Below are 24,636 nucleotides of genomic sequence, written 5' to 3'. Positions count from 1 at the left end.
TATTACATGTTTAGCGCACCAAACAAGGTCTACTTGAATCAAACATCCAACCTTTAATTAAATATTGCATTGCTAACGAGTCATCACGATCCCTATATTTCTTTTCAATTTTTTGATATAGGTGATGCGCTGATTCAAGTTTTTCCATATCTATTTCGATGCCTAATCCAGGCTTATCTGTCACTTTGATTTTTCCATCACGAATAACTAAAGGATCTTTGCATAACGCCTGTCCATCTTGCCAAATCCAGTGTGTATCAATAGGAGTGATTTTTCCAAGAGCCGCTGCTGCACATTGCGCAAATACAGCTAAGGAAATATCAAAATGATTATTAGAATGCGATCCCCAAGTCAATCCGAAATCAGCTAATATTTGAGCCATACGAATACTTCCATTCAACGTCCAAAAATGAGGATCAGCCAACACGATATCTACAGCTTTTGTTTCTAAGGCATGATAGAATTGTCGCCAATTCGTCGCAATCATGTTCGTTGCCACTTGATGCCTTGTAGCTGTCTTGAATTCTGACATGATCTCACGACTAGAAAATCCTTGTTCAGGACCACATGGATCTTCGACATAGGAAATCATTGATAATTTGTCTTTACACAGATCAATTGCTTCTTCTAAAGACCATGCACCATTTGGATCGATATTGATTCGTGCATCGGGGAAAGCGTCGTGCAGTGCTTCTATCGCTTTCATCTCTGCTTCCCCCGAAAAAACTCCGCCTTTCAACTTGAAATTATTGAACCCATATCTTTCTTTCACCGCTTTTGCTTGAGCAACAATTTCTTCAGGTGTCAATGTTTCTTTTCGACGAAGTTCGTCCCATTTATCTTTACATGAAGATTCCACTAAATATGGCAAATCAGTCTTCTCGCAATCTGCGATATAAAATAGATAGCCAAGGACTTCAACTTCGGCTCGCTGTCTTCCATCTCCAAGCAATGTACACATCGGCATATTTAGATGCTTTCCTAATAGATCAAGCATAGCGCATTCAACTGCTGCTTCTGCTTGAACAACAAATTTCATATTTTTCAAATCTAAACCTTGCAGACCCTGTCCATCATTTCCTTTTGCCAACCAACCTTTTTTACGAATAGTTGTAATCACTTGTCGGTAATCAGCAATTTTCTGACCTTCTACCAAAGGAATATAACTTTCTAGCATCTTTGTAATATCTTCTCCGCCATGAATCTCTCCCACTCCTCTTTGACCAGTCTCATCTTCTAAAACAACGATATTCCTTGTAAAGTAAGGGGCGTGGGCTCCACTGAGAGTCAGAGTTATACTGTCATAACCTGCTACTGGATAGACAGCCATTTTCATTATTTTGGGTATCGTATCAATCGTTCTCATACACTAGTTCCTCTCTCTTTACGAAAATCAAACTGTATCTTTACTTTCGACTGTCAAGTTATTTATTTTTTCGTAGTAACACGCAATAGCTGAATGATCTTTTTTCTCCAAACCGTCATTTTTTAGTACTTGCATGATTTCCATCAATTGAGCTGTCAAAGGAATTCCGGCATTTATCATATGTGAGGTATCTAACGCATTCTGTAGATCTTTGATGTGCAACTCTATTCTGAATCCTGGATCAAAATCTCGGTTCAAAATCATCGGTGATTTAGCATCCATAACCGTACTCCCTGCTAATCCACCACGAATCCCTTGATAGACCAACTCGGGATCAGCACCTGCTTTAGTAGCAAAGGATAAAGCTTCACCGACAGCGGCGATATTGATTGCGACGATTATTTGATTAGCTAGTTTAGCAATGTTTCCCGCACCTACCTCACCTATATAAGTGACTGAACTTGCCATTGATAGGAGCAACTCATAGCATTGATCAAAAACTTTCTTTTTCCCACCGACCATAACAGCGATTGTTCCGTCAATTGCTTTTGGTTCTCCTCCAGATACCGGCGCATCTAAGAACTCTACTCCAAGTCCTGCAACCTTTTCTGCAAATCGCTGACTAGAAACAGGATTAATCGAACTCATATCGATTACGATCTTGCCTTCACTGATTCCAGCGGCTATCCCTTCTTCTGAAAACAATGCGGCTTCCACATTCGGAGAATTCGGTAACATAGTAATTACGATATCTGATTGATTTGCTAACTCCTGACTATTTTTTGCTGTTGAAGCTCCAGCTGCTGCAACTTCATCCATATTCGATTGATTGAAATCATAACAGATAACCTCATAACCATCTTTTATTAGATTTTTTGCCATTGGTTTACCCATGATTCCTAGTCCTACAAATCCGATTTTCATTTCTTATTCCTCCATATCTCGTTTATTTATGATTTTTTCAAGTACTTCAGACATTTCTTTCTTTAATTGATCGGAAGACGTCGTGTTCGGTAAAATACTTGCTCCAACATCTAGTCCAATCAAATTACAAGCATCTTTTGTAGCTATTGGAAATGATGCACGGTCAAACATATTCCTAAATTCTGTCAATTCAAATTGCGCGTTTCGCGCGGAAGACAAGTCGCCAGTGCAATAATGTTCATAAATAGAGACGACTAATTCAGGGACAACATTCGCTGTAGATGCAACTGCGCCGACCGCCCCATAGACAAGAGATCCTAAAATCAAGGTGTCTCTTCCAGCCATTACTTTGAACTCCTCATTCTCAGTACGTCGAATATATTCTGCTGTCAAATGTACATTCCCACTACTATCCTTAATTCCAACAATATTCGGATACTGGGAAAGACGAACGACCAAAGAAACACTTAGACTATATCCAACTTTTCCAGGATTGTTATATAGCAAAACAGGTAGATGAGGCACAGCCTTTGCAATCGTGATTATGTGTTGATACAATTCGTCATCTGTAGGAGAAATGAACATCGGTGGCAAGATCGATAAACCATCAGCACCGTTTTCCTCTGCTGTTTTTGCCATCAACACTCCTTCCTTCGTCGTGATCGATCCAATACCCATATAAACTGGTACACGTTTATTGGCTGATTTAACGATTGTTTGGAGACCTTTCTTTTGTTCCTCTTTATCAATCGCAAAAAACTCTCCGTTACTTCCAAATGCTAAAATACCATTGACGCCTCCTTGAATCACATGTTCAACCATTCGTTCTAATGGTGCAGTTTTTATCTGATTCTCTTGATTTACCGGTGTAACAATTGGGACGATGATCCCTTTGACTTTTTCAATATCCATGCATTCACCTCCTAGGGATGTTCATCACAACATAAAAGTGATTTTTTTCACAATCGTTTCTTCAATATTCATGCTACAAATCAATATCGCAATAATTATAAGAACGTTTTCATAATAAAAAGTATATATTTTCACAATGATTTAGGGTATGGTACAGGTAACAGAAATAATTCATCTTTTGATAAGATTATTCGTTATCCATCACAATTATCGATGATTTCTACAGGATAATAATCATTTTTTTTAAAAATAAATGTTATATTAGAAGTCTTGTTGATTTATTATTGAATTTCCTTTATATTTTTATGTAAACGTTACCTTTTGCTGTTTTACTGTATTTTCTTACAAGGAGAACTAGATGAACATCTCTAAACAATTAGCACGGAATATTGTCAAAAATCTCAAAGATGTACTAAAACAAGAAATCAACTTTATCGATACAGAGGGCATAATCATTGCAAGCACCGATGAGGAACGGATCAGGACCCTCCATGAAGGGGCAAAAATCGTTTTGGATACGAAAAAAGAAGTTTTTATCAGCGAAGACGGCCAATTCAAAGGAACGAAGCGTGGAATCAACGCCCCGGTGTATTTTGAACAACATATCATCGGTATAATTGGACTGACCGGTGGAAAGGAAGTGAAAAAGTATGCTGAAATTTTAAAAAAATGACAGAAATACTCATAAAAGAGGCATATCTGAAAGATTTTACTTTTCAATTAAGGGAGAGACATCGTCTGACGATCGAATCGCTATTGTTTCCTTTCAGTCATTTTGACTCTCCTCACTTGATCGAGCTTGATTTTTCTTCTCCATATTATGTAGTTGTGGGGCAACTTCCTGACAATCAGGAATTGTATCAAGAGCAGATCACCCCTTTATTAGAGTTACTTGAAAGGGTCTTTTCTTACTACAGTCAGGCTTTGTTCACTGTACATAGGCAACAAATCATTATCCTAGTCAATCGCATTTCCAGAGCCTTATTGATATCGTTACTTGACAAAGTCCAGACAAATTTTGACAAATCGTATCAGTTACAACTGAACTTCGGAATTGGGTCGCTTTGTTATACAGAGCAGGAGACACCGCAATCTTTCCTTCATGCCCAGCATGCTTGTGAATGGATAACTTTCCATCAATCTGTGAACGAGATCCGCTTTTTTGAAGATTTAGACCTCGGGATCCTTTTACCAGCAATCCCATCAGGTCAACGATCATTATATGTAAAACGTATTTTGAAAAGCTTGACAAAAGAAGAAGTACATTTATTCAAGAAAACTTTGACATGCTTCAGTAAAAATAACGGAAGTATCAAAAAATGTGCAGAAGAATTATTTATTCATAAAAACACCTTGCAATATCGACTGAATAAACTCCATTCTCTCACTGGTTATAACCCTAGAAACTATGATGATTATCTTATTCTAAAGCTAGCTTTTTTGTTGATACAAATATGACGATTACAAAAAACCAGATGAACATAAGGTTGTCCGTCTGGTTTCTACTTATTTCTCAGTAGGACTGCTCCACATTCGTTGTAATTTTTCCATCGTCCATATATAAATAATAATGCCTATACCGATAATCACAATATATTCTATACCAAACTCAACCCGCGTCCCCGAATTGATCCTAAAAGTTGAAGCGTTTGTGTTAAATATTTTAGGATATAGATATAACAAAATATTCTTGAGATCATATTTTCCTAGTGGTGGCAAAAAAAGAAAATAACTTCCTAAGAGACATAGGCTGACGAAAGAATTCTTTACGACTGTTGTAAAATAATAACAAACTAAAAAGGAAAGAAATGCAAACCCCAATAGGACACTCAATTGAAGCGGCGCTTTCTCAAGATAAGATATTTGCCTAATTAACGCTTCATCGATTTGTGTCGATTTGTCAGCCTGAACAAAAAATCTTGAAAAAGACTGCAACATCAAAAATAAAATGAGGGAAGCAAGTATAAAAATAATTAAACTAAGAAACCCCGCTCCTATCTTATGACGATTGATTTGCCATTGAGAATCCAAACAGCGCCTGATTTTCATTGTATGGTATTTGATATCTGCATTTGCTATTACTATCCCGTATACCCCCGAAAAAAAAGGAAAGAGAACAAAAAACGAAGAAGACAATAATTGGTTGACCCCGTTTTGGACATTTAAAGCAGCAAAACTGGAATGATAAGCAACGTAATGATATTTCAACGGATTGTCAACTATTTCAGTATTTTCGTTCATACTGATAGAAAAAGGTTGTTAAAGTATTTCTTGGATCGTTTCACCCCTTGCCAAGGCTTCCTCTACATAATATTGGAAATGACGAAGATGACTTTGAATGAGCATTATTTGAGAAACGAACATTAAAGTAGAAAGCAACAATATTACTGAAAGAAAAAGGTAAAATATTTTCGAACGTCTTTGATAATAAAATTCAAAAAGCATTTTTACCTCCTTTTTGTTGAAATAAAAAAGCTGCGTAAATCCTCGGACGTGATAGGTTCTATTTTTCCGTTTTTTACATTTAATAACTCATCAGCCATTTCCAAGTAATATTCTTCATGACCACTTAAGATGACTGTAGCTTCTTTTTTCAGCTGAACCAAGCAATAAAGCAGCACTTTCCGATTCTTTTGATCTAATCCATTCAACACTTCATCTAATAAAACAACTCGGGGCGCAAGCAACAATAGCAATAGCAGCGAAAGTATCTTTTTTTCTCCCAGAGAATAGTTCTTGACTTTCACATACGATAAAAATGAAAGGGGTAAAAAATCGATTTTTTGTTTAGAGATTAGTTCTTTTATTTGCCGATTTTTTGTCAGTAAAATTAGATTATCTAATCCAGTTAGATTCAAGTAAAAAGGGGTAGAGTCAAAAACACAAAAACAACTACCTGTTTTTTCAATCGTTCCCGAGTAGCTATCAATACCGACAATGCAGCGAAATAAAGTCGTTTTGCCAATGCCATTATCCCCATAAAGATAATAGATTTTATTTTGATCAAATGTGAATGACAGATGATCAAATAAGATTTTTTGCCCAAATCGTTTAGAAAAATCAATAAGTTTCATAGACAAACTCCTGAATAGATTAGTACCATGTAGAACCACCATTACCATGTACTCCAACCATATACTTTTTTAATTTCTTCAATCAAAATGAACTAATTCAATCAATCGAGTTTTTTATTTATTTATATTTTACCAAAATATAGTAATGGCTCATTATCAACTTTTTATCAATATAGAAAGTGATAACCATCCCCTTATTTCATTTCTTAGATTCCTTTTTCCCCTAATAAACGCTATTGAAAACTAGCATTACTAAGTGTTAATACATAAAAAAATAAAAGACTTACCATTTTTTCTAGAAATAGAAAATTTTGGTAAGTCTTTTTGACACTTGTGTTTTTTACTAGAAAAGCTACTTCCGCTTTTTCCCGCCAAAAGCATCTTTGAATTTATCGAAGAAACCATCTTCTTGTTGTTCTTCTACTTTGATGCCGCCAGCTTCAGCGAATGCACGTAACGCTTCTCTTTGTTGTTCATTTAGATTTTTCGGCGTGATCAGTTTTACTTTGACATGTTGGTCGCCTGTTGCACCACCACGTAACTTCGGAGCGCCTTTTCCACGTAAGCGGAAGTTCGTACCTGTCTGTGTACCAGCAGGAATCTTCAGTTTCACATCTCCATGGACAGTTGGTACTTGGACTTCATCGCCCAAAGCTGCTTGTACAAAACTTAAAGGCAATTCATAGTAGATTTCAGAGCCTTCACGGTCAAAGATATCACTTTCTTCTACACGGAAGACCACATACAAATCACCAAATGGTCCGCCGTTTTCTCCGGCTTCTCCTTGACCAGCTAAACGCATTTGTTGTCCTTCTTCTACCCCAGCTGGTACATTCACTTTGACTGAGTGAGCTTTCTTCTCATGACCTGAGCCATGACAGGTTGGACAAGGTTCTTTGATTTCTTTTCCTGTACCATGACAAACATCACAAGTTTGACGGCTCATCACTCGTCCAAGCGGTGTTTGGCGTTCTACATTGATCGTACCTGCACCATGGCATTTATGACAAGTAGTTGGTTGCGTACCTGGTTTTGCCCCATTTCCGCCACAAGTATGACAGATTTCTTCCCGATTGTACTTGATTTCTTTCTCTACGCCAAAAATTGCTTCTTCAAAAGATAAGTCGATCGTATATTGCAAATCAGCACCTTGACGAGGCGCATTGGGATCGACTGAACGACCTCCCCCTCCAAAGAACGAGTCGAAGATATCTTCAAAACCACCGAAGCCGCCGAATCCACCAAATCCGCCACCAGCTCCACCAGCACCGTAATTTGGATCTGTACCTGCATGCCCGTATTGGTCATATGCAGCGCGTTTTTGCGGATCACTTAAAATTTCATAAGCTTCTGATACTTCTTTAAATTTTTCTTCTGCATCAGGTTCTTTATTGATATCAGGATGGTATTTTTTTGAAAGCTTACGATAAGCTTTCTTTATTTCATCTTCTGATGCTCCTTTTGAGAGCCCTAAGACTTCATAATAATCACGTTTTGTTGCCATAGGCTTTCCTCCTATTGGTTCTCATCATTTTCACGTCGCTTGTTATCATATCATATTTTGTTTGAAACAAAAACCGATACTTCAAACTATTTTTCAAAAGAAAAAGCCAAAGTAGCAACTTTGGCCTTCTCTCGAAATTCAGTGAACTGATTATTTATCGTCGCCATCGACTTCTTCAAAATCAGCATCAACGACATCATCTGCTCCGCCTTGAGCTGCTTCTGGGTTTTCTTGAGCTTGTTGTTGTGCCGCTTGTTCATATAGTTTAACAGTCAAGTTTTGAACGATTTCGTTCAATGCATCGCGTTTAGTTTTCATTTCTTCAATGTTGTTTGCTTCAACAGCGGCTTTCAATTCATCGCGAGCTGTTTCTGCTTTTTTCACTTCTTCTTCGTCTACTTTGCCTTCTAATTCTTTCAATGTTTTGTCCACAGAGAATAGCAATGCGTCTACATCATTACGTAGGTCAACTTCCTCTTTACGAGCTTTATCTGCTTCAGCGTTTGCTTCTGCATCTTTTACCATACGTTCGATTTCTTCGTCTGTTAGACCTGAAGAAGATTTAATCGTGATTTTTTGTTCTTTTTGTGTACCTAAATCTTTCGCAGATACATTTACAATCCCGTTTTTATCAATATCGAATGTTACTTCGATTTGTGGGATACCACGAGGAGCTGCTGGAATATCTGTCAATTGGAATCTTCCTAGTGTTTTGTTGTCAGCAGCCATTGGGCGTTCACCTTGTAATACATGGATGTCTACTGCTGGTTGATTATCTGCTGCAGTGGAGAACACTTGTGATTTACTTGTTGGGATCGTTGTATTGCGGTCAATCAATTTAGTGAATACACCGCCCATTGTTTCGATACCTAATGACAATGGCGTAACGTCAAGTAAAACAACATCTTTTACATCACCAGTGATCACACCGCCTTGTATAGCAGCACCCATCGCAACTACTTCATCAGGGTTAACTGATTTGTTTGGTTCTTTTCCTGTTTCTTTACGTACTGCTTCTACAACTGCAGGGATACGAGTAGATCCACCGACCAAAATAACTTCGTCGATTTCTGATTGTGATAAACCTGCATCTTTTAGTGCTTGACGTACTGGTACTTTCGTACGTTCTACTAAGTCAGCTGTTAATTCATCAAATTTTGCACGTGTCAATGTCATTTCCAAGTGCAATGGTCCAGATTCACCGGCTGTGATAAATGGCAAACTGATTTGTGTGCTTGATACGCCAGATAAATCTTTTTTCGCTTTTTCAGCGGCATCTTTCAAGCGTTGTAACGCCATTTTGTCTTGAGATAAGTCAATGCTGTTTTCTTTTTTGAATTCTGCTACCATGTAGTCGATGATTTTGTTATCAAAGTCATCCCCACCTAGATGGTTGTCACCAGCTGTTGACAATACATCAAAGACACCGTCTCCTAATTCAAGGATTGATACGTCAAAAGTACCACCACCAAGGTCGAATACTAAGATTTTTTCGTCACGATCTGTTTTATCCAAACCATAAGCAAGAGCAGCTGCAGTTGGTTCATTGACGATACGTTCTACTTCTAAACCAGCGATTTTACCAGCATCTTTTGTTGCTTGACGTTGTGCATCGTTAAAGTAAGCTGGTACAGTAATAACTGCTTTTTCGACTTTTTCACCTAAGTAATCTTCTGCAAATCCTTTAATATATTGAAGAATCATTGCTGAGATTTCTTGAGGTGTGTATGATTTGCCTTCTACATCTACTTTGTAACCAGCTTCACCGATATGGCGTTTGATTGATGAAATCGTATTTGGGTTTGTTACAGCTTGACGTTTTGCCACTTCCCCTACTTGGATTTCTCCATTTTTGAATGATACAACAGAAGGTGTTGTACGGTTTCCTTCTGGGTTAGCGATGATTTTTGCTTCGTTTCCTTCTAGTACTGCTACTGCAGAGTTAGTCGTACCTAAGTCAATACCGATAATTTTACTCATAATTAACGTCTCCTTCTTTAATTGAAAGTGTAAGTTTTATATCCGCACAATTATTGTGCAACAATGACCATAGTTGGTCTTAACACGCGATCATGTAATTTATAGCCTTCTTGTAGTACTTCTACAATCGTATCGGCTGGTGTATCTTCAGTCGCTGGAACAGTTTGTACTGCTTGATGAAGATTAGGATCAAAGGATTCTCCTTTAGCAGGGATTTTCTCGATTCCTTCTTCTTCCAGTGCGTTACGTAAACTTTCCAAGACCATTTCCACGCCTTTTTTCAAGCTTGCTCCTTGATCATCTGACACTTCTGTGGCTAATGCACGTTCCAGATTGTCAATTGATGGAAGCAATTTTTTGGCTAAATCTTGTGAACGGTATTTTTGTAATTGCTCACGTTCATTTTTTCCTCGATTTGCCATATTTGCGATTTCCGCACGAGCCCGCAAATATTTATCTTCCATTTCTTCTAATTCAGCTTTTAATTTTGCTGATTCGAATTCTTCCGCTTCAACTTCTGAAATGCCTGAATCTTCTGCAGCTTCGACATCGATTTCCGGTTCTGGCTGAGCATCTGTCATTTCTTTATCTAGTTCTTCTTGATTTTCTTTCACGATACAGTCTTCCTTTCATTATTCAGTCAGCTGTTTGATTGCTCTTACTAAGAAAGAGAGAACGATCAGCTGCAAATAGCTTCGTTATTCACATTACGAGTTTGACAAGTCAAGTGATCGATAGTAATCAGCAAGCTTAGCTGCTAGTTCTCTTCGATAAACATCCACTAGACCAAACATCCGAGAATAAGGCATACTAGTCGGCCCCAACAAGGCTATTGTACCTCTTCCATGACCATCTATCTCGTAACTTGCTTGAATCATGCTCATATTCTGCAATAAATCATTACCTAATTCAGCACCGATTTTGATACGAATATTACTATCCATCGGAGTGATCATTTGTGTAAGTCCATCGGAGTCTTTCATAAAAGAAAACATCGATTTAAACTGATCAAGATCTTGACGGGGCTCATAATCCAAGAGATTCATTTGTCCACTGACATAAACTTTTTCTTCAAACACATGACCAAGAACGGTGTCAAACAACTGGGACATCCCTTCTGTGGTCTGGAAATATTTATGAAGAATCATCGGAATCTCTGTACGTAGTTTATGGTATACCGTCATCAGAGGATCCCCGACTAGACGGTCGTTTACAATTTGCACCATTTTTTCTAGTTCCTGACTTCCCATGTATTCGGGAAGAGTGAACACTTGGCTTTCTACATTTCCCATATCTGTCACGACAATCGCAATGATCTGTCGATTATTCAAGGGTACGATACGAAAGCCTGTTAGTCGGCGGTCTTTTATTTCAGGTCCCAACGAAAAAGTCGTATAACTTGTCAGCTCAGATAAGATCTCAGCAGATTGCTTAATGATCTCATTGATCTCATGAAATTCTCTACCTAAAGACTGACGTATCAGCAGCAGGTCATCTTCTGCTACGCGAGCAGGTTTTAACAAATGATCCACATAATAACGATAGCCTAAAGCAGATGGAATCCGCCCAGAAGAAGAGTGAGTCTTCAACAGCAACCCTTCATCTTCTAATGCCTTCATATCATTGCGAATCGTTGCTGAGCTGGCCTTGACTCCCTCAGACATCAATGTTTTGGAACCAACGGGCACGCCACTACTCGTATAGTGTTGGATGATCAGACGTAAAATGTCGTTTTGTCGCTTTGTTAACATCTTCCTCACCTCTCATTAGCACTCATATATTCTAAGTGCTAATCCACTTATAAATATAGCAAGAAGCCCTTCTCCTGTCAAGAGAAAGACTTCATTTTTTAGCACTCTATCTTCCAGAGTGCTAATTATGAGCAATTGCTATAAATCCAATTATATCAACGTTTCAATAGTTCTTTATTGTATTTTTGAACTTTTTTTATTTAAATTCCGATAAAAAACAAATATTCTTTAAACTATTTTTCAAACAAAAAACGCTCAAACACATTGTTTCCCAAAAAAGTCCCTCTAGGTGTCAAATAAATACGTTCTTCTTCATTAACAAGTAACCCTTCTTCCTCTAACTTCATCAACACATCTCCATACACCGATTCAATCGTTTGTTGATAGCGATCATAGAAGTGTTTTTTAGCAATCCCAGTTTTTTTTCTTAGCCCCAAGAACATTTCTTCTTCTATTTGATTTTTTCGTGTCAATTTTTCTTCTTCCAATACTGGGCGTTCATTGATTCGTAATGGACGTAAATAGTGTTGGATTGGTCCTTTGTTGCGATAACGAATATTTCCAAGATAACCGCTAGCTCCTGCTCCAAACCCAAAATAATGGTCATTGTTCCAATACATCAGGTTATGCTGCGACTCGTGTCCGGAAAGTCCAAAGTTACTTATTTCATATTGGTGACGTCCATGCTTTTCCATTGCTTCAATGGTCTCTTCAAACATTCTAGTTTCCGTTTCCTGATCAGGCAGTTTGAGTCTTCCTTGTCGTACCCAGTTCATGAACATTGTTTTGTTTTCTAGGATCAATGAGTACAAAGAATAGTGAGGCAGATCCAAAGCCAAAGCTTTTTCCAAAGTATCCCGATACCCTTCAAGTGTTTGTCCCGGTAATGCATAAATCAAATCGATGCTTACATTGGTAAAATTTTCTGCTTTTAAAAATTTCATCGTTTGATACACATCTTCTGCGGTGTGTTTACGTCCAATTTTTTTCAGTAAGCGATTGTCAAATGTCTGAACTCCCATGGATAAACGATTGACGCCATAGTTTTTCATCACTTGAAGCTTTTCACGGGTCAAATCGCCAGGATTCGCTTCTACAGTAAACTCTTTACCATCCTGGAAAGGCAAGATCTCTCTAGCTCCTGATAACAATCGATCAAGTTGTTTAGCAGATAAAGAGGTCGGTGTTCCGCCCCCTACATAAAGTGTTTCCAAATTCGCTGTCGGGTGACTTTCCAGCATTAATCTCATTTCATTCAGCAGCATTTCCACATACTCATCTACCGGTTGCCCTTCTAAAAAAACTTTATTAAAGTCACAGTAATAGCAGATATGCTCGCAAAATGGGATATGAATGTACGCAGAAACCTTGTTTTCTGCGGGATTTATTGTTTCTATCATTGAACTTCTTTCTCCTTACGTCGAAAAGTCGTACCGATTTTCGACCTTCTTTAAACGGTGTGCAAGCACCAGCTCCTTGAAATAAGCCGCATGTTTATAATCTAAGAAGTCTAGTTCCAAAAATGCTTGCTTATTGTCATCGGAGCTACATGTGGCTTTCACAACCTCTCGATAAACGGTGTTCCCAAAGCTAACCTTCGGCATTAACTCAAAATCTGCAAAAATATGAAAAGCTATTTTCACAGATTCCTCCTTAAGTGCTCAGGTCACAACGCTTTGCTTACAACCTCTCATATACGCATACTAAACGTATTTGGCAAACAAATCCACTAAAAAATCCAAGAATCGACTTCTTGGATGATTTTTTTACGTTCATGATTCCTCCTAAACAATTTTATCCATATTTTGTCCATAAAAAAATCTAGTTAAACCTCTCACTTCAAAAGTTTTAACTAGATTCTTCTTATTATTTTTTTATAAAAATAAATAGTCTCTTAATCATAGACATTTTTTCGGTGTCCCACTTGAATAGCGATAACAACTATTTGATTATCTTCTATCTCTACCAACACACGATATTTGCCAATTCGATAACGCCATTGTCCTGAACGATTAGCGGTCAATCCTTTTCCGAATTTTCTCGGATCGTCAATACCATCAATATGTTGATATAGCCATCGAACGATCAGCGTCGCTTGATGCTTGTCCATTTTACGAAGTTGTTTCTGAATTTCAGGCGTGAATTCTAAACGGTAGGTCATTCCAACCCTCCAAATTCACGAAGGATTTCTTCCATGGATACTGTTGTTTTTCCACTTTCTACCCAATGTTTATGGGCAATTTCAGCCGTTTGACAATCGTATTCATCTTCTAGTTGTTCCATCGAATAGGTTTTTAGAAGCTCAGATAAAGTAATCCCATAAAATTCCGCCATATAAGAAAGCCATTCTTTTTCGGCATCACTCACACGAACCGTAATCATAGCCATATTATCGCCTCCCTTTTGTATCACATTGTAATACAAAAGGGGCAAGATGTCAATTTTGTATGATTTACTTAGCTTATTTTGAGATTTTTCCATTTTTTTAACCAATAAAAAAATCCAGGAGAATTATTGGATTGAATGTGATTTCTGAAGAACTTTATTTTGAAACTGCCGACCTTACAAATGAACTTTTAGAGAAGGGTATTTTTTTAAAAACGTACCAAAATTAAACATATCGCAAGAAACACAAAGCCCCAAATTACAAATAGCTTATATTTTATTAAACATGTTTCTACCTTTATATAGTCTGTTTTTGACATTTCTTTTCCTAAATTGAAACGAACAATTGTTTTTACTTTCAAGAGAAATCGTGTGCCAATGATAAAGCAGCACACACTCAATACTCCTAGCAATATTCTACCTAAAAAATTCAAATTTTCTCCTATTGTCACTTATAGCTCCTCATCTACTTGAATTTTAATCTTGTCTAGCGCTATGCCCAAAGATAATTATCATTTCTTCCATCTACTCGATCAAGACCTTCTGCGATTAGACCTCCAGCCGAAGTACCAGCTAAAGCTAAGGCAATTTCTACAGCTGCGAGCGCTTTTCCTCTTACAGTGGTAATTCCAATTTGTGCAACAATTACATTTTCAGTTACTCGAGCAATATTTCGCTTGTTTTTTCTAATAATTGCTTTTACCGTATTCACACTTGAATTTGCTAAATCTAGACCCAAAACGATTAATCCTGCATCAATGACACCAGCAACAAAACCAGTTGAGTTCCACCAGTTTTTCCCTACGCCTCGCATTCTTGGATTGAATCCAATCATTGCTAAATACTGATTGATTGCTTGTTCCATCCTTAATTCATCTTCAGGTGTTAATAATATTTCTCCGTTTTCGTTAAATTTAGGTTGAACATCTCCATATTCTTCCTTGATTTTTTCAAGGGCTAGTTCGGAATTCTTTTTTTCTTCCGAGTAATAAACTGACAAGTCTTCAGAACTAAAATTGCTTTTACTATTCTGAGTTTCATCCAGAATCAACTCATTCGCTGAAATAATCATACTCCCACTTGTTGCTACTACGGACAAAACAAAAGTTACTGCTATTACACTAATCCACATTTTTAAGTCCAGATATTTCTTTTTCATTATGAATCCTCCAAAATTTAAATTTGCCTTATAAAGACAAAATAACTATAAATTGATAACAAGTTTAATATTTTATAGCATCTTAAAAAGTTGTTTTAGACTCATAATCGTTACTATTTTTATATTCTATAAAAAAACAGTGCTAATTTTACAAAAAAGTCGAATTTAATCACCTTGTTGTCAAATTATCAGCTAGTCACAGTAATAGCAGATTTCTTCAATGTTTCTACAGATTTTCTACTAAATAGAACCTCTGATCCGACTCCTCCAAAACGTAGCGAAGAAGATCAGCTTGGAGACAGTATTCTTTCTCACTTCAGATTGAATACTGCAGATATGGAAGTAGAAGACATTGAAGAATTGGAAGAAGAATTAAATGAATATATGGACTTTTTAGTTCAACGTGCAAAAGCAAAGAAAAATAAAAAATAGCCGGGAGAATTATCGGATTGAATGTGGTTTCTGAAGGACTTTATTTTGAAGCTGCAGACCTTGCAAATGAACTCTCAGAAGAAGTTAGTTATTACTGTTCAAAGAAAATGGAACATGTAAAATGCTACGACATTGAGAATTATGTGAATGAAGTAGAAGATGTAGAATTCATCGATTACGACTTCAAAGATAACTTAAGTAAGAAAATGCTTGGTTCCATTACAAAAGTTCATGGCGAAATCATCATTACCACCAATCAACATTTAATGCTTGAACGCAAAAATTTTACAAAAATGCATGAGATCATCCATTATTATAAGGACGTCCCCTATCTTGGAGAATCTCATGCATTTTCTGATATGATTTTAGAAGATACTTATTTGCCAGAAGACTATAAAAAAACTTCGAGCAAATATAGGTGCCAGTATCCTCATGGCGAATGACCGGGCTCTTCCTTATGCGTTAAAAAAGTTCAGAAATTTTAACGAAGTAGCCAACTACTTTTTCATGAGCAAGGCAGCACTAAGAAAAAGAATCCTCCAGTACTTGGAATTTACTGGAGGATATACTTCAGAAGAAGCCTATAAGTTATTTAAAAATTATTACTACAGGAATGAACTAGAAATACTTCAATATTTGGAGTAATGCTTGATACTTTAAATAGTGTTGTCATTTCAATACTTCTTGATACTTTCTGTATGACCACAATAAGCTGCACAAGCATTAAAGTATTGTCCGGTTGTTCCATTCTGCCGTAGTATCATGACTCCTTTGTTACATTTAGGACAAATTTTTATATTTTTAGGCAAAGAACTCAATACTTGATATTTCAGCATCGTTTCTGGAATCAACTGATTTAACAGTTTTAAAAGTTCATATCTGCCATACCACTCGATTTTATGTGCTTTTTCATTTTCTGCTATTTGTTTATAAGCATAACTATTAAAAAAAGACGAAGTAATAAACATCTTTTTAGTCCAGTTTTTATCAGATATTCCTGCAAAAATTTTTACGTCATTATCAGTGATCAATCGCTCCTCTTTCGTGCTATTTAAGCGCTTTGATTTTGCTTGAACCGCTATACGCTCATTATCTTTAGTTAAAATCAAATCTACACCACCATCGCCAGTATAGACACGCTTGTCTTTTTTATACCTTTTTTTAGTAATTTCAACTTTATATCCAGCCAACCGAAACACCGCGGCTAAAAATCTCTCAAAATGATCCCCTTGTCTCACTCGATCTCGAATACTACTTCCAAAATCCCTATCCATATCGCTTACGAAATCTACGACAATTTTTTCATCATTATTTAGTGCAAATGATATTTCTTCCAATCCCTTTTTTTCTTCTGGGATAATTTCTTGAACCTCTGTTTCATCTTCTGGCTGACTCGATTTTCCATTTAACTTCTGTAAAAATTTTAGAACCAATTTATTGTCTCCCTTCACAAAGTTATATATCACTTTTTATTGTAAATTAATAACAAGAGTATTAATTTGTTTGATCATAAAAAAATTATTTTTTTGTGAAAGGAAGATTGAACTTTCGAACAATATAAAAATGCATGAGATATTCCACTTTATAGGGATATACCCTTGAAGAATCTCATGCATTTTTTGATATGAAATTTAGAAAAATTTACTTGCTAGAAAACTGTGAAAAAGAACTTCGTGCAAATGTAAGTGTCAGCATCCTCATGGCGAATGTTCGAGCACTTCCTTATGCGTTAAAAAAATTTAGAAATTTTGACGAAGTAGCCAACTACTTTTTCCTGAGAAAGGCAGCACTAAAAAAAGAATCCTCCAGTACTTGGGATTTACTGGAGGACGTACTTCAGAAGAATCATAAAAAATGAATCAGATATGCTACGGCGGCTGTAATAAAATCTAATGTTTAAAATATACATTCGTCTTATTTAGAGTAAAATAATTCTAACAATTACACTAGGATATAAAACACAGAGCATTACCTCACCAATAACTCTCCAATCAAAACCACTTCATTTACGACTCTAGTGAATCATTACTTTTTTATTTAACAATATTTTGCTTTTAAAAATTGTGCTACTTCACTTATTTCAGGATATATAAATCCATGGGTTATCCCAAAAAGTTCTAGCTCTTCTAAAAATTCACTTTTTTTATTGTATGGAATTCTAATGATTACCTTTTTTCCTGTATTTGATTCAACTCTAAAACAATTCAGTTTATTTAAGTTTTTTTTATTTAATGAACATATTATGAATGATCCAAACTGTTGAGATATACGCTTGTTATCTCTTGTTGATACAACAAAATAGTCTTCTTTAAATGTTTGTTTTTTTATAGCTTGTATGAAAGCTGGCTTTTCCAAAGAAACTTCATGTTTCAAACGCTTTACTTCTTCTTTATTATTGAAATCATCATCACTTATTGAACTATCATTTGCGAATTCTATTATATTTTCCTTCACACATTGATCAAAAAAAGAAAGAGAGGCAATTATTGAAACATTATCACTACGGGTATACTTTATTTTATCACTGGAAAAAACGATTAATTCACCATCTTTATCAAAATTATTTTCTACAGCAAAAAATAAAGCTACAAGTAAGTTTTGTGTTACATCTAAAAGTCTAGTTGGCAAACCATAGTGTTGCATTTTTTTAAGATATTTAAATGATTATTATTTGAATTTTTATATTCTTCTGGGTTTCTAGCTAGTGACTCTTCACATAATAAATGTTCGTTTAAATAACTTTTCTCAGTTCTATAAACCGAAGGGATTAATTGATAATTTATATCTGTATGGCCTCTAAAAAAAACTTCATCATCATTATTATTTTGTAACTTTTTAATTTCCTTTATTCGTTCTGTAATTCTTTGAATAGAACTTCCAGTCCAAATTTCCACTATATTTTTATAATATATATAATCATTTTCTAAAACTAACTCTTCACGAATCTTACCAGTATATTCAATCTTGCCTTTATTAAAATATATTTCGTTATTTTCCCCATGTTTAGTTAATTCTTTGATAATATAGATTCTTACTAATTTTCTGTAATTTTCAGAATCCATAATTGTTTTAAATATTTGTTGTCTCCTATCTTTAAAACTATTTTTTTCCGAAAATTGGAGCAAATGAAGGGTTATTAATACTTTTTTGTCATTCATATCCAATTGATTAAATTCAATATTTTCTTTTTTAAATACATTGTCTATATCCGTTAATAGTTTATACGTCTCTTCTCTAGAGGAACTTAACAACTTACTCATTATATCGTGAATTTTTCTTCGTTTTTTATTGTATTCTGGAATTGTATGATAATTCACTTTGAGATCCGTCTTTACCAAAGAGGCAATAATTACTTTAATATTTATATATCCATTTCTAAATAATTTTTCAAAAAAAATATCATGATAACTTTTTATAATAAATTCACTATCACTTTTAAGAGGTTCCTTGTCAAAAAAATAAAAGAAAAACATAATTTCAATTCTCCTATACATATATTTATAAAAATAGAATTCTAAAGGTGTTTTTACTTTCTACTGATTTTATTTAGAAATATTTTGTTTAAATTTATTAAATTCGTTATTTTTAAATTGAGCTTCTAATAGTTATTCTTTACAAGAAGTATATCAATTGTCACTATTACTTCTTAAAGTTTTTGAAATTTCCTCAATCGTATAAGCAGGTCTCTTTCTATGAATCATTGCATGACAGTTTGGACAAACAGGCTTCATGTCCTCAATCGGATCAATTTCATAAAATTCATCAAGCATACTTAATTCTTTTTCATGATGAACATGAATAAACTCTTTGCCAATTTCCCCGTAAGTTTCTTCAAAATTGAATTTACAGACTACACATCTATATCCATAATGACCTAAACATGCTTTTCTTGCTCTTGGATCTCTTTCGTAAATATTTACATATCTGTTAATTTTTCTTCCTTCTAAAAATTTTTTTCTTTTTAAAGTTTGTTCTTTAACTGTAGCCTGATCCATAGACGGGATCATTTTCCATGTTATCTCGGTCGTCTCTTTATCGTTGTAATCCACCATAACTCCTAACCCTTTGTATTCAAACTCAGGATCATTACTATTTTCTCTAATAAAAATATGAACTGGAAATTCTCCACTTACCATCTTTTGAATAGTAGGAGAATTAAAAGTAGTATTTTTCTTAGCATACCAATATAAGATGTTCCCTTCTATACTATTGTTATAATCATGTCCAGTTCTACCTGCAGATAATATATTAGTGAAAATAAAAAATTCATCTTCATGACGAACATACCCCGTGCTCCAAATCCCACCAATTTTTTCAGGTTCAGAATATCCTAGGAGCTTACGTATTTCTTTTCTAGAATATTTTTGCTCAATATTAAAGTAATGCATTGTGTCTCCAATCTGATAATATTACATTTAATTACTTATAGAACTTACTTGATGTTTAAGTTAGCTGTTATTAATAAGTCACTTTTATTATACATCAGTTTGATTAATATATACTATTTTTATCAGAAAGTTTAACATCATTAATGCATACTAATTAATAAAAACTTTTTTTGCACCATTAATCTTTATCACAAAAAAATTCCTTAGGATAGTGTGCTAAAAGTAACACTTACCTAAGGAATTCATTATTAATTATTATCGACAATTATGTTTAGTTTAAAATAATGGATTTTACACTAAGTTAGGGCTAAACAAATTTTACTTTTTATCACTCACTAATTCCCTTATATAATAGTAGTTATCTTGAGAAAGTGAATTGAGGATACCCTCAAATTTTTCACTGTATTCTTCATTATGAGTTAGTATACTTGCTATAGTAGTCCTTACTCTTATATCACTGTCTTCTGCTAGTGAGAGAAACTTATTAAAGTACAAATTATCATTCTCATCCTCAAAAGAACTTAGTAAAAACAAAGGTTCAATACTTTGCATTCTCAACTCGTTACTGTCCTCTTCAATAAAATTAAAAACTATCAATTTAAAAATTAATAATAATTTTTGATTAGTTATAATTTTTCTATCTTTGTAGCAACGTAAAATATGTTTGATGAATCTAACCGATCGTATCTTTTCTGCAGATGATCGGCTATTTAGATTTAGAAGTAGTTCATAGTCGTCTTTTTCATATAAAAAATTTTTCATCATCTCTATGTTGAGTAGATATGAATAGTAGCTCTCTTCCAACGGTGTAGATTCAAATGATTTATCCTTTACTTTTTCTATGTTATCGATTTCAAGTATCTTTTTCCCTCGTTCAATTAGATTGTTAAGTTTTGTATTATCTTTTTCAATTACCAAAAGGCATAGTAAAAAATCTAATGCTTCATTCTTCAAACCTATTTGTACGAAATCGGAATTCAGGATCTTTTCTATACATACTAAAATTTTATCGACCTCTTCTTCGGTGATAACTTCTTTTGTTTCGTTGAGTGTTACTATCAAATCATTAAAAACACTCGTTCCATAACTAAATACTCCAGGTATCTTTTGATTAGTATCTATACTTTTTTCAATTTTATTTACACTTTCTGTAATCCAAGTATCGATATTCTCTTTTAAAAGTTGATCATGTGTTCTTTGAAATTTATTCTCATAAAAATGAATAGAATTGACTCTTAAAAACTCAGCGATTTTTTCTTTCGATCCTTCTATTTGAATTGAACAATCCAACAAAAAACTATTAGTTTTTTCATCTAAATGAATTAATTTCTTTTCAATTAAAATTGAAATTTTTCCAAGAAATATATCTAAAAATTCTAAATTGATATTTTTATTGTTATCACGAACCATTTTATTCAATATCTCTATAACTGTTCCGTAGAATCTTGGCGCCTTCCCCTTTAAAATATAGTCAAACGATTTAAGAATCTCCTCTCCGTCCGAAATTCTACCTATATTTGAATTAATGGCTGCGAGGATCGCATCTACCTTGAATATAATTATTTTTTCTTTCGTTAATTCCTTGTTAAGTGTATCAACTAGCTCATTAAAAATTTCTGTAAATCTCTCTTCATCCATAAATTTTCCAACATTTTTTAACAAAAACGCATCATTTTGTACTTTCCAATCTGATTGTTTTTCTTTTGCTAAGTAAAAAAAGTTATATATTTTATCATAACTACAAGATTTAGTTAATTCTCCATATTTAGTGATGACTTTTGAAAAAATATCCTGTTTGTTAGATATAATTAAAAAATCTAATGCTTGCTCACCATAACGAAAATACTCAGTGCTAATAAAATAGTTTAAAAAAATTTCTGCTAAATCATCAAAAACCATCTCAACATGGACAATAGAACAATGACTTATTGAAGTAATGTATTGTTTATAGATATACTGACCAATTATATAACCTAGAGAATTCCCATAAACAACTGAAAACTCTGATCTTAAGTTATCTTTATTTCTTTCTTTTATTATTTTATGAAACGAATTTTCTCTAAATCTATCTACTAATGGGTAATATAATGGTGTTTTAATATTTGAAATCTTCTTTTGGATTCCCTCTTCACTATATACAATGTTTAAGAGCCTATTTTTCTTTGATTCTAAATGACGTAAATCAATTAATATATCCTGCGTATACCATTTTGGGATTTGGGAACTTTCTAATTCTTCGTATAACTTCAAGAGAATTTCGTACGCTTCTTCATATTCTCCTTCATGGTATGCACAGAATGCCTTGGCTCTCTTTTCAAGATAGGGATAAAAACTTTCTTCGAAAAGGTCTTTCCTTGCTAATTTAGACCAGTTTAAGTCTAATACTTTTTTCTTATTGATTCTATATAGTAAGAAATCAGAATAAATCTTATCATACTCATTTGAATGTTCATTAGAAATTCTATTCGTATCAGTAATTCTAGGGTCAGCGATTTGTTCAAAAAGCGACTTGGTATTTTCATATTCAAATTTATCTATCAAAAAATCATCTTTTAAAAAGCTCTCGGTTAACGAGTCTACTGAATCAACCTTCTTTTCTTCCAAATCAATAGATTGTTTCATATAAAAATTCGAATAATTTTCTAGTACTTCACATATAACTGATTCAACTGCAAGATCAACTATATCTGCTAAAGATTTTGCTGTCTTATATCTAACACCATCTGGACCTTGCAGTTCTTTTTGAATGCTTGTCATTTCACCATTTTCATAAATAATATATAATCTAGGTTTACCTATATCTTTTGCTCTATTATGCTCTTTTGTAATAGCATCTGTCTGCATCCCATTTCGACTATCAATGAGAAAAAGTATAATATCACTTCTATCAATTTTATTTAAATAACTCTCCTGCGAAGAAGAAGCCGAAACCATAGCCTCTTCAAAAATATACACATTGAATAATCCAGTATCCTCTAAAATTCTTTTAATCGACCTTCGAATAATATTATATTGATTTATTTCCTCCATATTTGAATCCAAATTACTGCAACGAGAACTAACAAATACTTGTAATTTACTATCTTGACTACTAATTTTCATAGCTTCTCCTTTTAAAGTCACTTCATAATACTTAATTAATTATATTAAAGTCGATGTTCCTAAGTAATGTGGACAAAATCTGAAATAAGTACTATTCGACTACTTTATTAGATCTGAATATAACAGTTATCCACATCAATGAAATTCCAACTACTTTTTATCATTTTATAAGACAAAAAAATATACCTTAACATAAATATGGTTTAAAAAATTTATTTATCCAACCCAACTAGTTTTCGCTGCTTACGATTTGCTTCATCTGCTACGTACTTCATTACTGTTTTAAATTCTTTTGCTGAGGCATTTTCTGATAGATCAGCGATACTTTTATTATACTTTTTCACGATTTGTTGTACCTGTTCTTTTTCAGTCATGTAATTCCTCCTCCAACTCTTTTGAAGTATATTGTATTGGTAGTATTAATTGAATATTATCTGCCGCATAGTGTACTTCAGAAATATTATTTTGATAATCTTTAATCATGATATGAAGCACGACTTCAGGATGTCTTTCTTTGACTTTTTCAATATTTTCCCTTGACTTAAAAAATGCATTGATAAACGTTTCTTTTGGCACATGACGTCCCTCAGCTAGTTCTCGTTTTCGAGTGAAATCCCAGGCAACTTTGGGATCTTGGTAAACATAGAAAATCGTAACGCGAAAGTTATTTTTAAGGGCTCGAATAATATTTTTCTCTGCACTAAGGATAGCAAAAGTAGCATCTAATATGAAAGAATAGCCATGTTCCAGTACATATTTTAATGATTGTTCAACTAACCAAGAAGAAGCTTTCTGAAAAACACTTGAGTTCTTTCCATTGTATTCTGGAAACTGTGTTCTAAAATAGTCCGCATCAATCACAACATGGTTGTCATAATTTTCAGCTAAACCTAGTGCAACCTCTGTTTTACCTGCTCCTGGGCTTCCGGCCATGAATACCGCATCTTTTTCATCGTCAGGGATTTTCCCCTTGATAATTGTTTCAATAAATTTATCTTTATTGACCCTAGCGTAATCTAAATACTTGTCTTTAGATTCCAAGATTGCACCTTCTTTCCTTCTTCTATATTCATACTAATTATACGATATTTATATAAAAAATATAACGGTCAATTTAACCATATTAACATTTAAGTCACAGTAATAGCAGATACGCTCGCAAAACGGGATATGAATGTACGCAGAAACTTTATTTTCTGTGGCTTCCACTATTTTCTTAATGAACTGGTTACATGGTTATATATCTCATGCTGAGTGTTTGACACGTTTTATTGTTTCGTTTTTATAAATACTTTTTACCTTCCAGTTTCTTTTTAGATTGTATTCAAATAAATAGAGAAGCTAGTCAGAACCTCTACTTAGTAGACCAGTTATTTTTTCTCTTTTTGGTACTCAATTTTCCATCAATCAAAGAAACTTTCCGACAGTATTATTCTTAATTCGAATAGATTCGCAAAATAGAAACCATAGTAGACTTTCTGACTCAATCTAAGATTCTTTCATAGACAGTAACGTTGAGACAGCTGGTTCTTTGTCATCCACGTAGGCAAAATGTTATAATGCCAGTAAATAAAGTTGGCTGCCAATGTACTCTGTCTAAAACTTAAGAATTGTTGTTTACTCTGTCGCTATCCAAATTTAATGAATGTCTGTATATTA

25 protein-coding genes are annotated in these 24,636 nt (G+C 34.3%); 4 read left to right on the top strand and 21 right to left on the bottom strand.

Annotated features, from left to right (window positions below):
• Nucleotides 1–10: 10 nt before the first annotated feature.
• From FTX43_RS09780 to FTX43_RS09770, 3 genes are read right to left on the bottom strand one after another with little or no spacing between them, the layout of a single operon-like run.
• Nucleotides 11–1,366: an enolase C-terminal domain-like protein gene (locus FTX43_RS09780; RefSeq protein WP_147607032.1), complete on the bottom strand. Its 1,356-nt coding sequence runs from the start codon at nt 1,364–1,366 to the stop codon at nt 11–13.
• A gap of 27 nt (nt 1,367–1,393) precedes the next feature.
• A complete protein-coding gene (gene garR, locus FTX43_RS09775; RefSeq protein ID WP_147607031.1) occupies nt 1,394–2,290 on the bottom strand; it encodes a 2-hydroxy-3-oxopropionate reductase in 897 nt (298 codons plus the stop codon).
• A 3-nt stretch (nt 2,291–2,293) separates the two neighbouring features.
• A complete protein-coding gene (locus tag FTX43_RS09770) occupies nt 2,294–3,202 on the bottom strand; it encodes a dihydrodipicolinate synthase family protein (RefSeq protein ID WP_002292121.1) in 909 nt (302 codons plus the stop codon).
• 358 nt (nt 3,203–3,560) lie between these two features.
• Here FTX43_RS09770 and FTX43_RS09765 point away from each other — a divergent pair, with 358 nt between their 5' ends.
• Both FTX43_RS09765 and FTX43_RS09760 read left to right on the top strand, forming a co-directional pair.
• Nucleotides 3,561–3,875 carry a sugar diacid recognition domain-containing protein gene (locus FTX43_RS09765; protein WP_147607030.1) on the top strand — a complete coding sequence of 105 codons (315 nt, stop codon included), beginning with the start codon at nt 3,561–3,563 and terminating at the stop codon, nt 3,873–3,875.
• Nucleotides 3,872–4,660 carry a CdaR family transcriptional regulator gene (locus FTX43_RS09760; RefSeq protein WP_261801530.1) on the top strand — a complete coding sequence of 263 codons (789 nt, stop codon included), beginning with the start codon at nt 3,872–3,874 and terminating at the stop codon, nt 4,658–4,660. Before FTX43_RS09765 ends, FTX43_RS09760 begins: the two co-directional genes overlap by 4 nt.
• A 48-nt stretch (nt 4,661–4,708) precedes the next feature.
• Here FTX43_RS09760 and FTX43_RS09755 read toward each other — a convergent pair whose 3' ends face one another.
• The 11 genes from FTX43_RS09755 to FTX43_RS15235 all read right to left on the bottom strand — a co-directional run bounded on the left by FTX43_RS09755 (nt 4,709) and on the right by FTX43_RS15235 (nt 15,055).
• Nucleotides 4,709–5,410 carry a hypothetical protein gene (locus FTX43_RS09755; protein WP_231601460.1) on the bottom strand — a complete coding sequence of 234 codons (702 nt, stop codon included), beginning with the start codon at nt 5,408–5,410 and terminating at the stop codon, nt 4,709–4,711.
• Between the two features lie 239 nt (nt 5,411–5,649).
• Nucleotides 5,650–6,276 (bottom strand): ATP-binding cassette domain-containing protein, encoded by a 627-nt coding sequence (locus tag FTX43_RS09745; RefSeq protein ID WP_002320123.1) that lies wholly within the window; start codon nt 6,274–6,276, stop codon nt 5,650–5,652.
• A gap of 352 nt (nt 6,277–6,628) precedes the next feature.
• The gene (gene dnaJ, locus FTX43_RS09740; RefSeq protein ID WP_073357363.1) at nt 6,629–7,780 is read right to left on the bottom strand and encodes a molecular chaperone DnaJ; all 1,152 of its coding nucleotides are present in this window, start codon (nt 7,778–7,780) and stop codon (nt 6,629–6,631) included.
• 150 nt (nt 7,781–7,930) lie between these two features.
• Nucleotides 7,931–9,760 carry a molecular chaperone DnaK gene (gene dnaK / locus FTX43_RS09735; protein ID WP_002292134.1) on the bottom strand — a complete coding sequence of 610 codons (1,830 nt, stop codon included), beginning with the start codon at nt 9,758–9,760 and terminating at the stop codon, nt 7,931–7,933.
• Nucleotides 9,761–9,810: 50 nt separating this feature from the next.
• Complete coding sequence (gene grpE / locus FTX43_RS09730; RefSeq protein ID WP_002292135.1) at nt 9,811–10,374, bottom strand: nucleotide exchange factor GrpE; 564 nt, start codon at nt 10,372–10,374, stop codon at nt 9,811–9,813.
• 93 nt (nt 10,375–10,467) lie between these two features.
• Nucleotides 10,468–11,511 (bottom strand): heat-inducible transcriptional repressor HrcA, encoded by a 1,044-nt coding sequence (gene hrcA, locus FTX43_RS09725; protein ID WP_002292136.1) that lies wholly within the window; start codon nt 11,509–11,511, stop codon nt 10,468–10,470.
• 233 nt (nt 11,512–11,744) lie between these two features.
• Nucleotides 11,745–12,911 (bottom strand): radical SAM family heme chaperone HemW, encoded by a 1,167-nt coding sequence (hemW, locus tag FTX43_RS09720; RefSeq protein ID WP_002313669.1) that lies wholly within the window; start codon nt 12,909–12,911, stop codon nt 11,745–11,747.
• A 15-nt stretch (nt 12,912–12,926) separates the two neighbouring features.
• Complete coding sequence (locus FTX43_RS09715) at nt 12,927–13,154, bottom strand: hypothetical protein (RefSeq protein ID WP_002313668.1); 228 nt, start codon at nt 13,152–13,154, stop codon at nt 12,927–12,929.
• A 251-nt stretch (nt 13,155–13,405) separates the two neighbouring features.
• Nucleotides 13,406–13,672, bottom strand: coding sequence for a type II toxin-antitoxin system RelE/ParE family toxin (locus FTX43_RS09710; protein WP_002292138.1), 267 nt, complete (start codon nt 13,670–13,672; stop codon nt 13,406–13,408).
• Complete coding sequence (gene relB, locus FTX43_RS09705; RefSeq protein ID WP_002320124.1) at nt 13,669–13,899, bottom strand: type II toxin-antitoxin system RelB family antitoxin; 231 nt, start codon at nt 13,897–13,899, stop codon at nt 13,669–13,671. Before relB ends, FTX43_RS09710 begins: the two co-directional genes overlap by 4 nt.
• A 490-nt stretch (nt 13,900–14,389) precedes the next feature.
• Complete coding sequence (locus FTX43_RS15235; RefSeq protein WP_147607028.1) at nt 14,390–15,055, bottom strand: hypothetical protein; 666 nt, start codon at nt 15,053–15,055, stop codon at nt 14,390–14,392.
• Nucleotides 15,056–15,229: 174 nt separating this feature from the next.
• Here FTX43_RS15235 and FTX43_RS09690 point away from each other — a divergent pair, with 174 nt between their 5' ends.
• Both FTX43_RS09690 and FTX43_RS09685 read left to right on the top strand, forming a co-directional pair.
• Entirely contained in the window at nt 15,230–15,487 is a 258-nt protein-coding gene (locus FTX43_RS09690) for a hypothetical protein (RefSeq protein WP_002313665.1), read from the top strand.
• 23 nt (nt 15,488–15,510) lie between these two features.
• Complete coding sequence (locus FTX43_RS09685; RefSeq protein WP_002316335.1) at nt 15,511–15,930, top strand: hypothetical protein; 420 nt, start codon at nt 15,511–15,513, stop codon at nt 15,928–15,930.
• A 231-nt stretch (nt 15,931–16,161) separates the two neighbouring features.
• On the opposite strand, the gene FTX43_RS09675 is transcribed toward FTX43_RS09685, so the two are convergent.
• The 7 genes from FTX43_RS09675 to FTX43_RS09650 form a co-directional block, all read right to left on the bottom strand.
• Nucleotides 16,162–16,920 carry a restriction endonuclease gene (locus tag FTX43_RS09675; RefSeq protein WP_002342169.1) on the bottom strand — a complete coding sequence of 253 codons (759 nt, stop codon included), beginning with the start codon at nt 16,918–16,920 and terminating at the stop codon, nt 16,162–16,164.
• Nucleotides 16,921–17,524: 604 nt separating this feature from the next.
• The gene (locus FTX43_RS15230; protein WP_261801529.1) at nt 17,525–18,130 is read right to left on the bottom strand and encodes an FRG domain-containing protein; all 606 of its coding nucleotides are present in this window, start codon (nt 18,128–18,130) and stop codon (nt 17,525–17,527) included.
• Nucleotides 18,097–18,960 (bottom strand): FRG domain-containing protein, encoded by an 864-nt coding sequence (locus FTX43_RS15225; RefSeq protein ID WP_261801528.1) that lies wholly within the window; start codon nt 18,958–18,960, stop codon nt 18,097–18,099. Before FTX43_RS15225 ends, FTX43_RS15230 begins: the two co-directional genes overlap by 34 nt.
• 153 nt (nt 18,961–19,113) lie before the next feature.
• Entirely contained in the window at nt 19,114–19,875 is a 762-nt protein-coding gene (locus FTX43_RS09660) for a DUF3427 domain-containing protein (RefSeq protein WP_002320129.1), read from the bottom strand.
• A 318-nt stretch (nt 19,876–20,193) separates the two neighbouring features.
• Nucleotides 20,194–22,977, bottom strand: coding sequence for a DUF4062 domain-containing protein (locus FTX43_RS09655; protein ID WP_147607027.1), 2,784 nt, complete (start codon nt 22,975–22,977; stop codon nt 20,194–20,196).
• A gap of 212 nt (nt 22,978–23,189) precedes the next feature.
• Nucleotides 23,190–23,351 carry a hypothetical protein gene (locus FTX43_RS14935; RefSeq protein ID WP_002294460.1) on the bottom strand — a complete coding sequence of 54 codons (162 nt, stop codon included), beginning with the start codon at nt 23,349–23,351 and terminating at the stop codon, nt 23,190–23,192.
• Nucleotides 23,344–24,018 carry a zeta toxin family protein gene (locus FTX43_RS09650; RefSeq protein WP_002320131.1) on the bottom strand — a complete coding sequence of 225 codons (675 nt, stop codon included), beginning with the start codon at nt 24,016–24,018 and terminating at the stop codon, nt 23,344–23,346. Before FTX43_RS09650 ends, FTX43_RS14935 begins: the two co-directional genes overlap by 8 nt.
• Nucleotides 24,019–24,636 lie beyond the last annotated feature (618 nt).

Source organism: Enterococcus sp. DA9 (assembly GCF_008000875.1).
Taxonomy (GTDB): domain Bacteria; phylum Bacillota; class Bacilli; order Lactobacillales; family Enterococcaceae; genus Enterococcus_B; species Enterococcus_B lactis.
The sequence above is the reverse complement of the archived record's forward strand: the minus strand, read 5'-3'. Positions and strand labels throughout refer to the sequence as shown.

Excerpts from the sequence above, each read along its gene's own strand:
- FTX43_RS14935 (WP_002294460.1), bottom strand. The coding sequence starts at position 23,351 with ATGACTGAAAAAGAACAGGTACAACAAATCGTGAAAAAGTATAATAAA.
- FTX43_RS09770 (WP_002292121.1), bottom strand. The coding sequence starts at position 3,202 with ATGGATATTGAAAAAGTCAAAGGGATCATCGTCCCAATTGTTACACCG.
- FTX43_RS15225 (WP_261801528.1), bottom strand. The coding sequence starts at position 18,960 with ATGTTTTTCTTTTATTTTTTTGACAAGGAACCTCTTAAAAGTGATAGT.
- relB (WP_002320124.1), bottom strand. The coding sequence starts at position 13,899 with ATGGCTATGATTACGGTTCGTGTGAGTGATGCCGAAAAAGAATGGCTT.
- garR (WP_147607031.1), bottom strand. The coding sequence starts at position 2,290 with ATGAAAATCGGATTTGTAGGACTAGGAATCATGGGTAAACCAATGGCA.
- FTX43_RS15230 (WP_261801529.1), bottom strand. The coding sequence starts at position 18,130 with ATGCAACACTATGGTTTGCCAACTAGACTTTTAGATGTAACACAAAAC.
- FTX43_RS09745 (WP_002320123.1), bottom strand. The coding sequence starts at position 6,276 with ATGAAACTTATTGATTTTTCTAAACGATTTGGGCAAAAAATCTTATTT.
- FTX43_RS09765 (WP_147607030.1), top strand. The coding sequence starts at position 3,561 with ATGAACATCTCTAAACAATTAGCACGGAATATTGTCAAAAATCTCAAA.
- FTX43_RS09780 (WP_147607032.1), bottom strand. The coding sequence starts at position 1,366 with ATGAGAACGATTGATACGATACCCAAAATAATGAAAATGGCTGTCTAT.
- FTX43_RS09710 (WP_002292138.1), bottom strand. The coding sequence starts at position 13,672 with ATGACCTACCGTTTAGAATTCACGCCTGAAATTCAGAAACAACTTCGT.
- FTX43_RS09660 (WP_002320129.1), bottom strand. The coding sequence starts at position 19,875 with ATGCATTACTTTAATATTGAGCAAAAATATTCTAGAAAAGAAATACGT.
- hemW (WP_002313669.1), bottom strand. The coding sequence starts at position 12,911 with ATGATAGAAACAATAAATCCCGCAGAAAACAAGGTTTCTGCGTACATT.
- FTX43_RS09760 (WP_261801530.1), top strand. The coding sequence starts at position 3,872 with ATGACAGAAATACTCATAAAAGAGGCATATCTGAAAGATTTTACTTTT.
- hrcA (WP_002292136.1), bottom strand. The coding sequence starts at position 11,511 with ATGTTAACAAAGCGACAAAACGACATTTTACGTCTGATCATCCAACAC.
- dnaJ (WP_073357363.1), bottom strand. The coding sequence starts at position 7,780 with ATGGCAACAAAACGTGATTATTATGAAGTCTTAGGGCTCTCAAAAGGA.
- FTX43_RS09655 (WP_147607027.1), bottom strand. The coding sequence starts at position 22,977 with ATGAAAATTAGTAGTCAAGATAGTAAATTACAAGTATTTGTTAGTTCT.
- FTX43_RS15235 (WP_147607028.1), bottom strand. The coding sequence starts at position 15,055 with ATGAAAAAGAAATATCTGGACTTAAAAATGTGGATTAGTGTAATAGCA.
- dnaK (WP_002292134.1), bottom strand. The coding sequence starts at position 9,760 with ATGAGTAAAATTATCGGTATTGACTTAGGTACGACTAACTCTGCAGTA.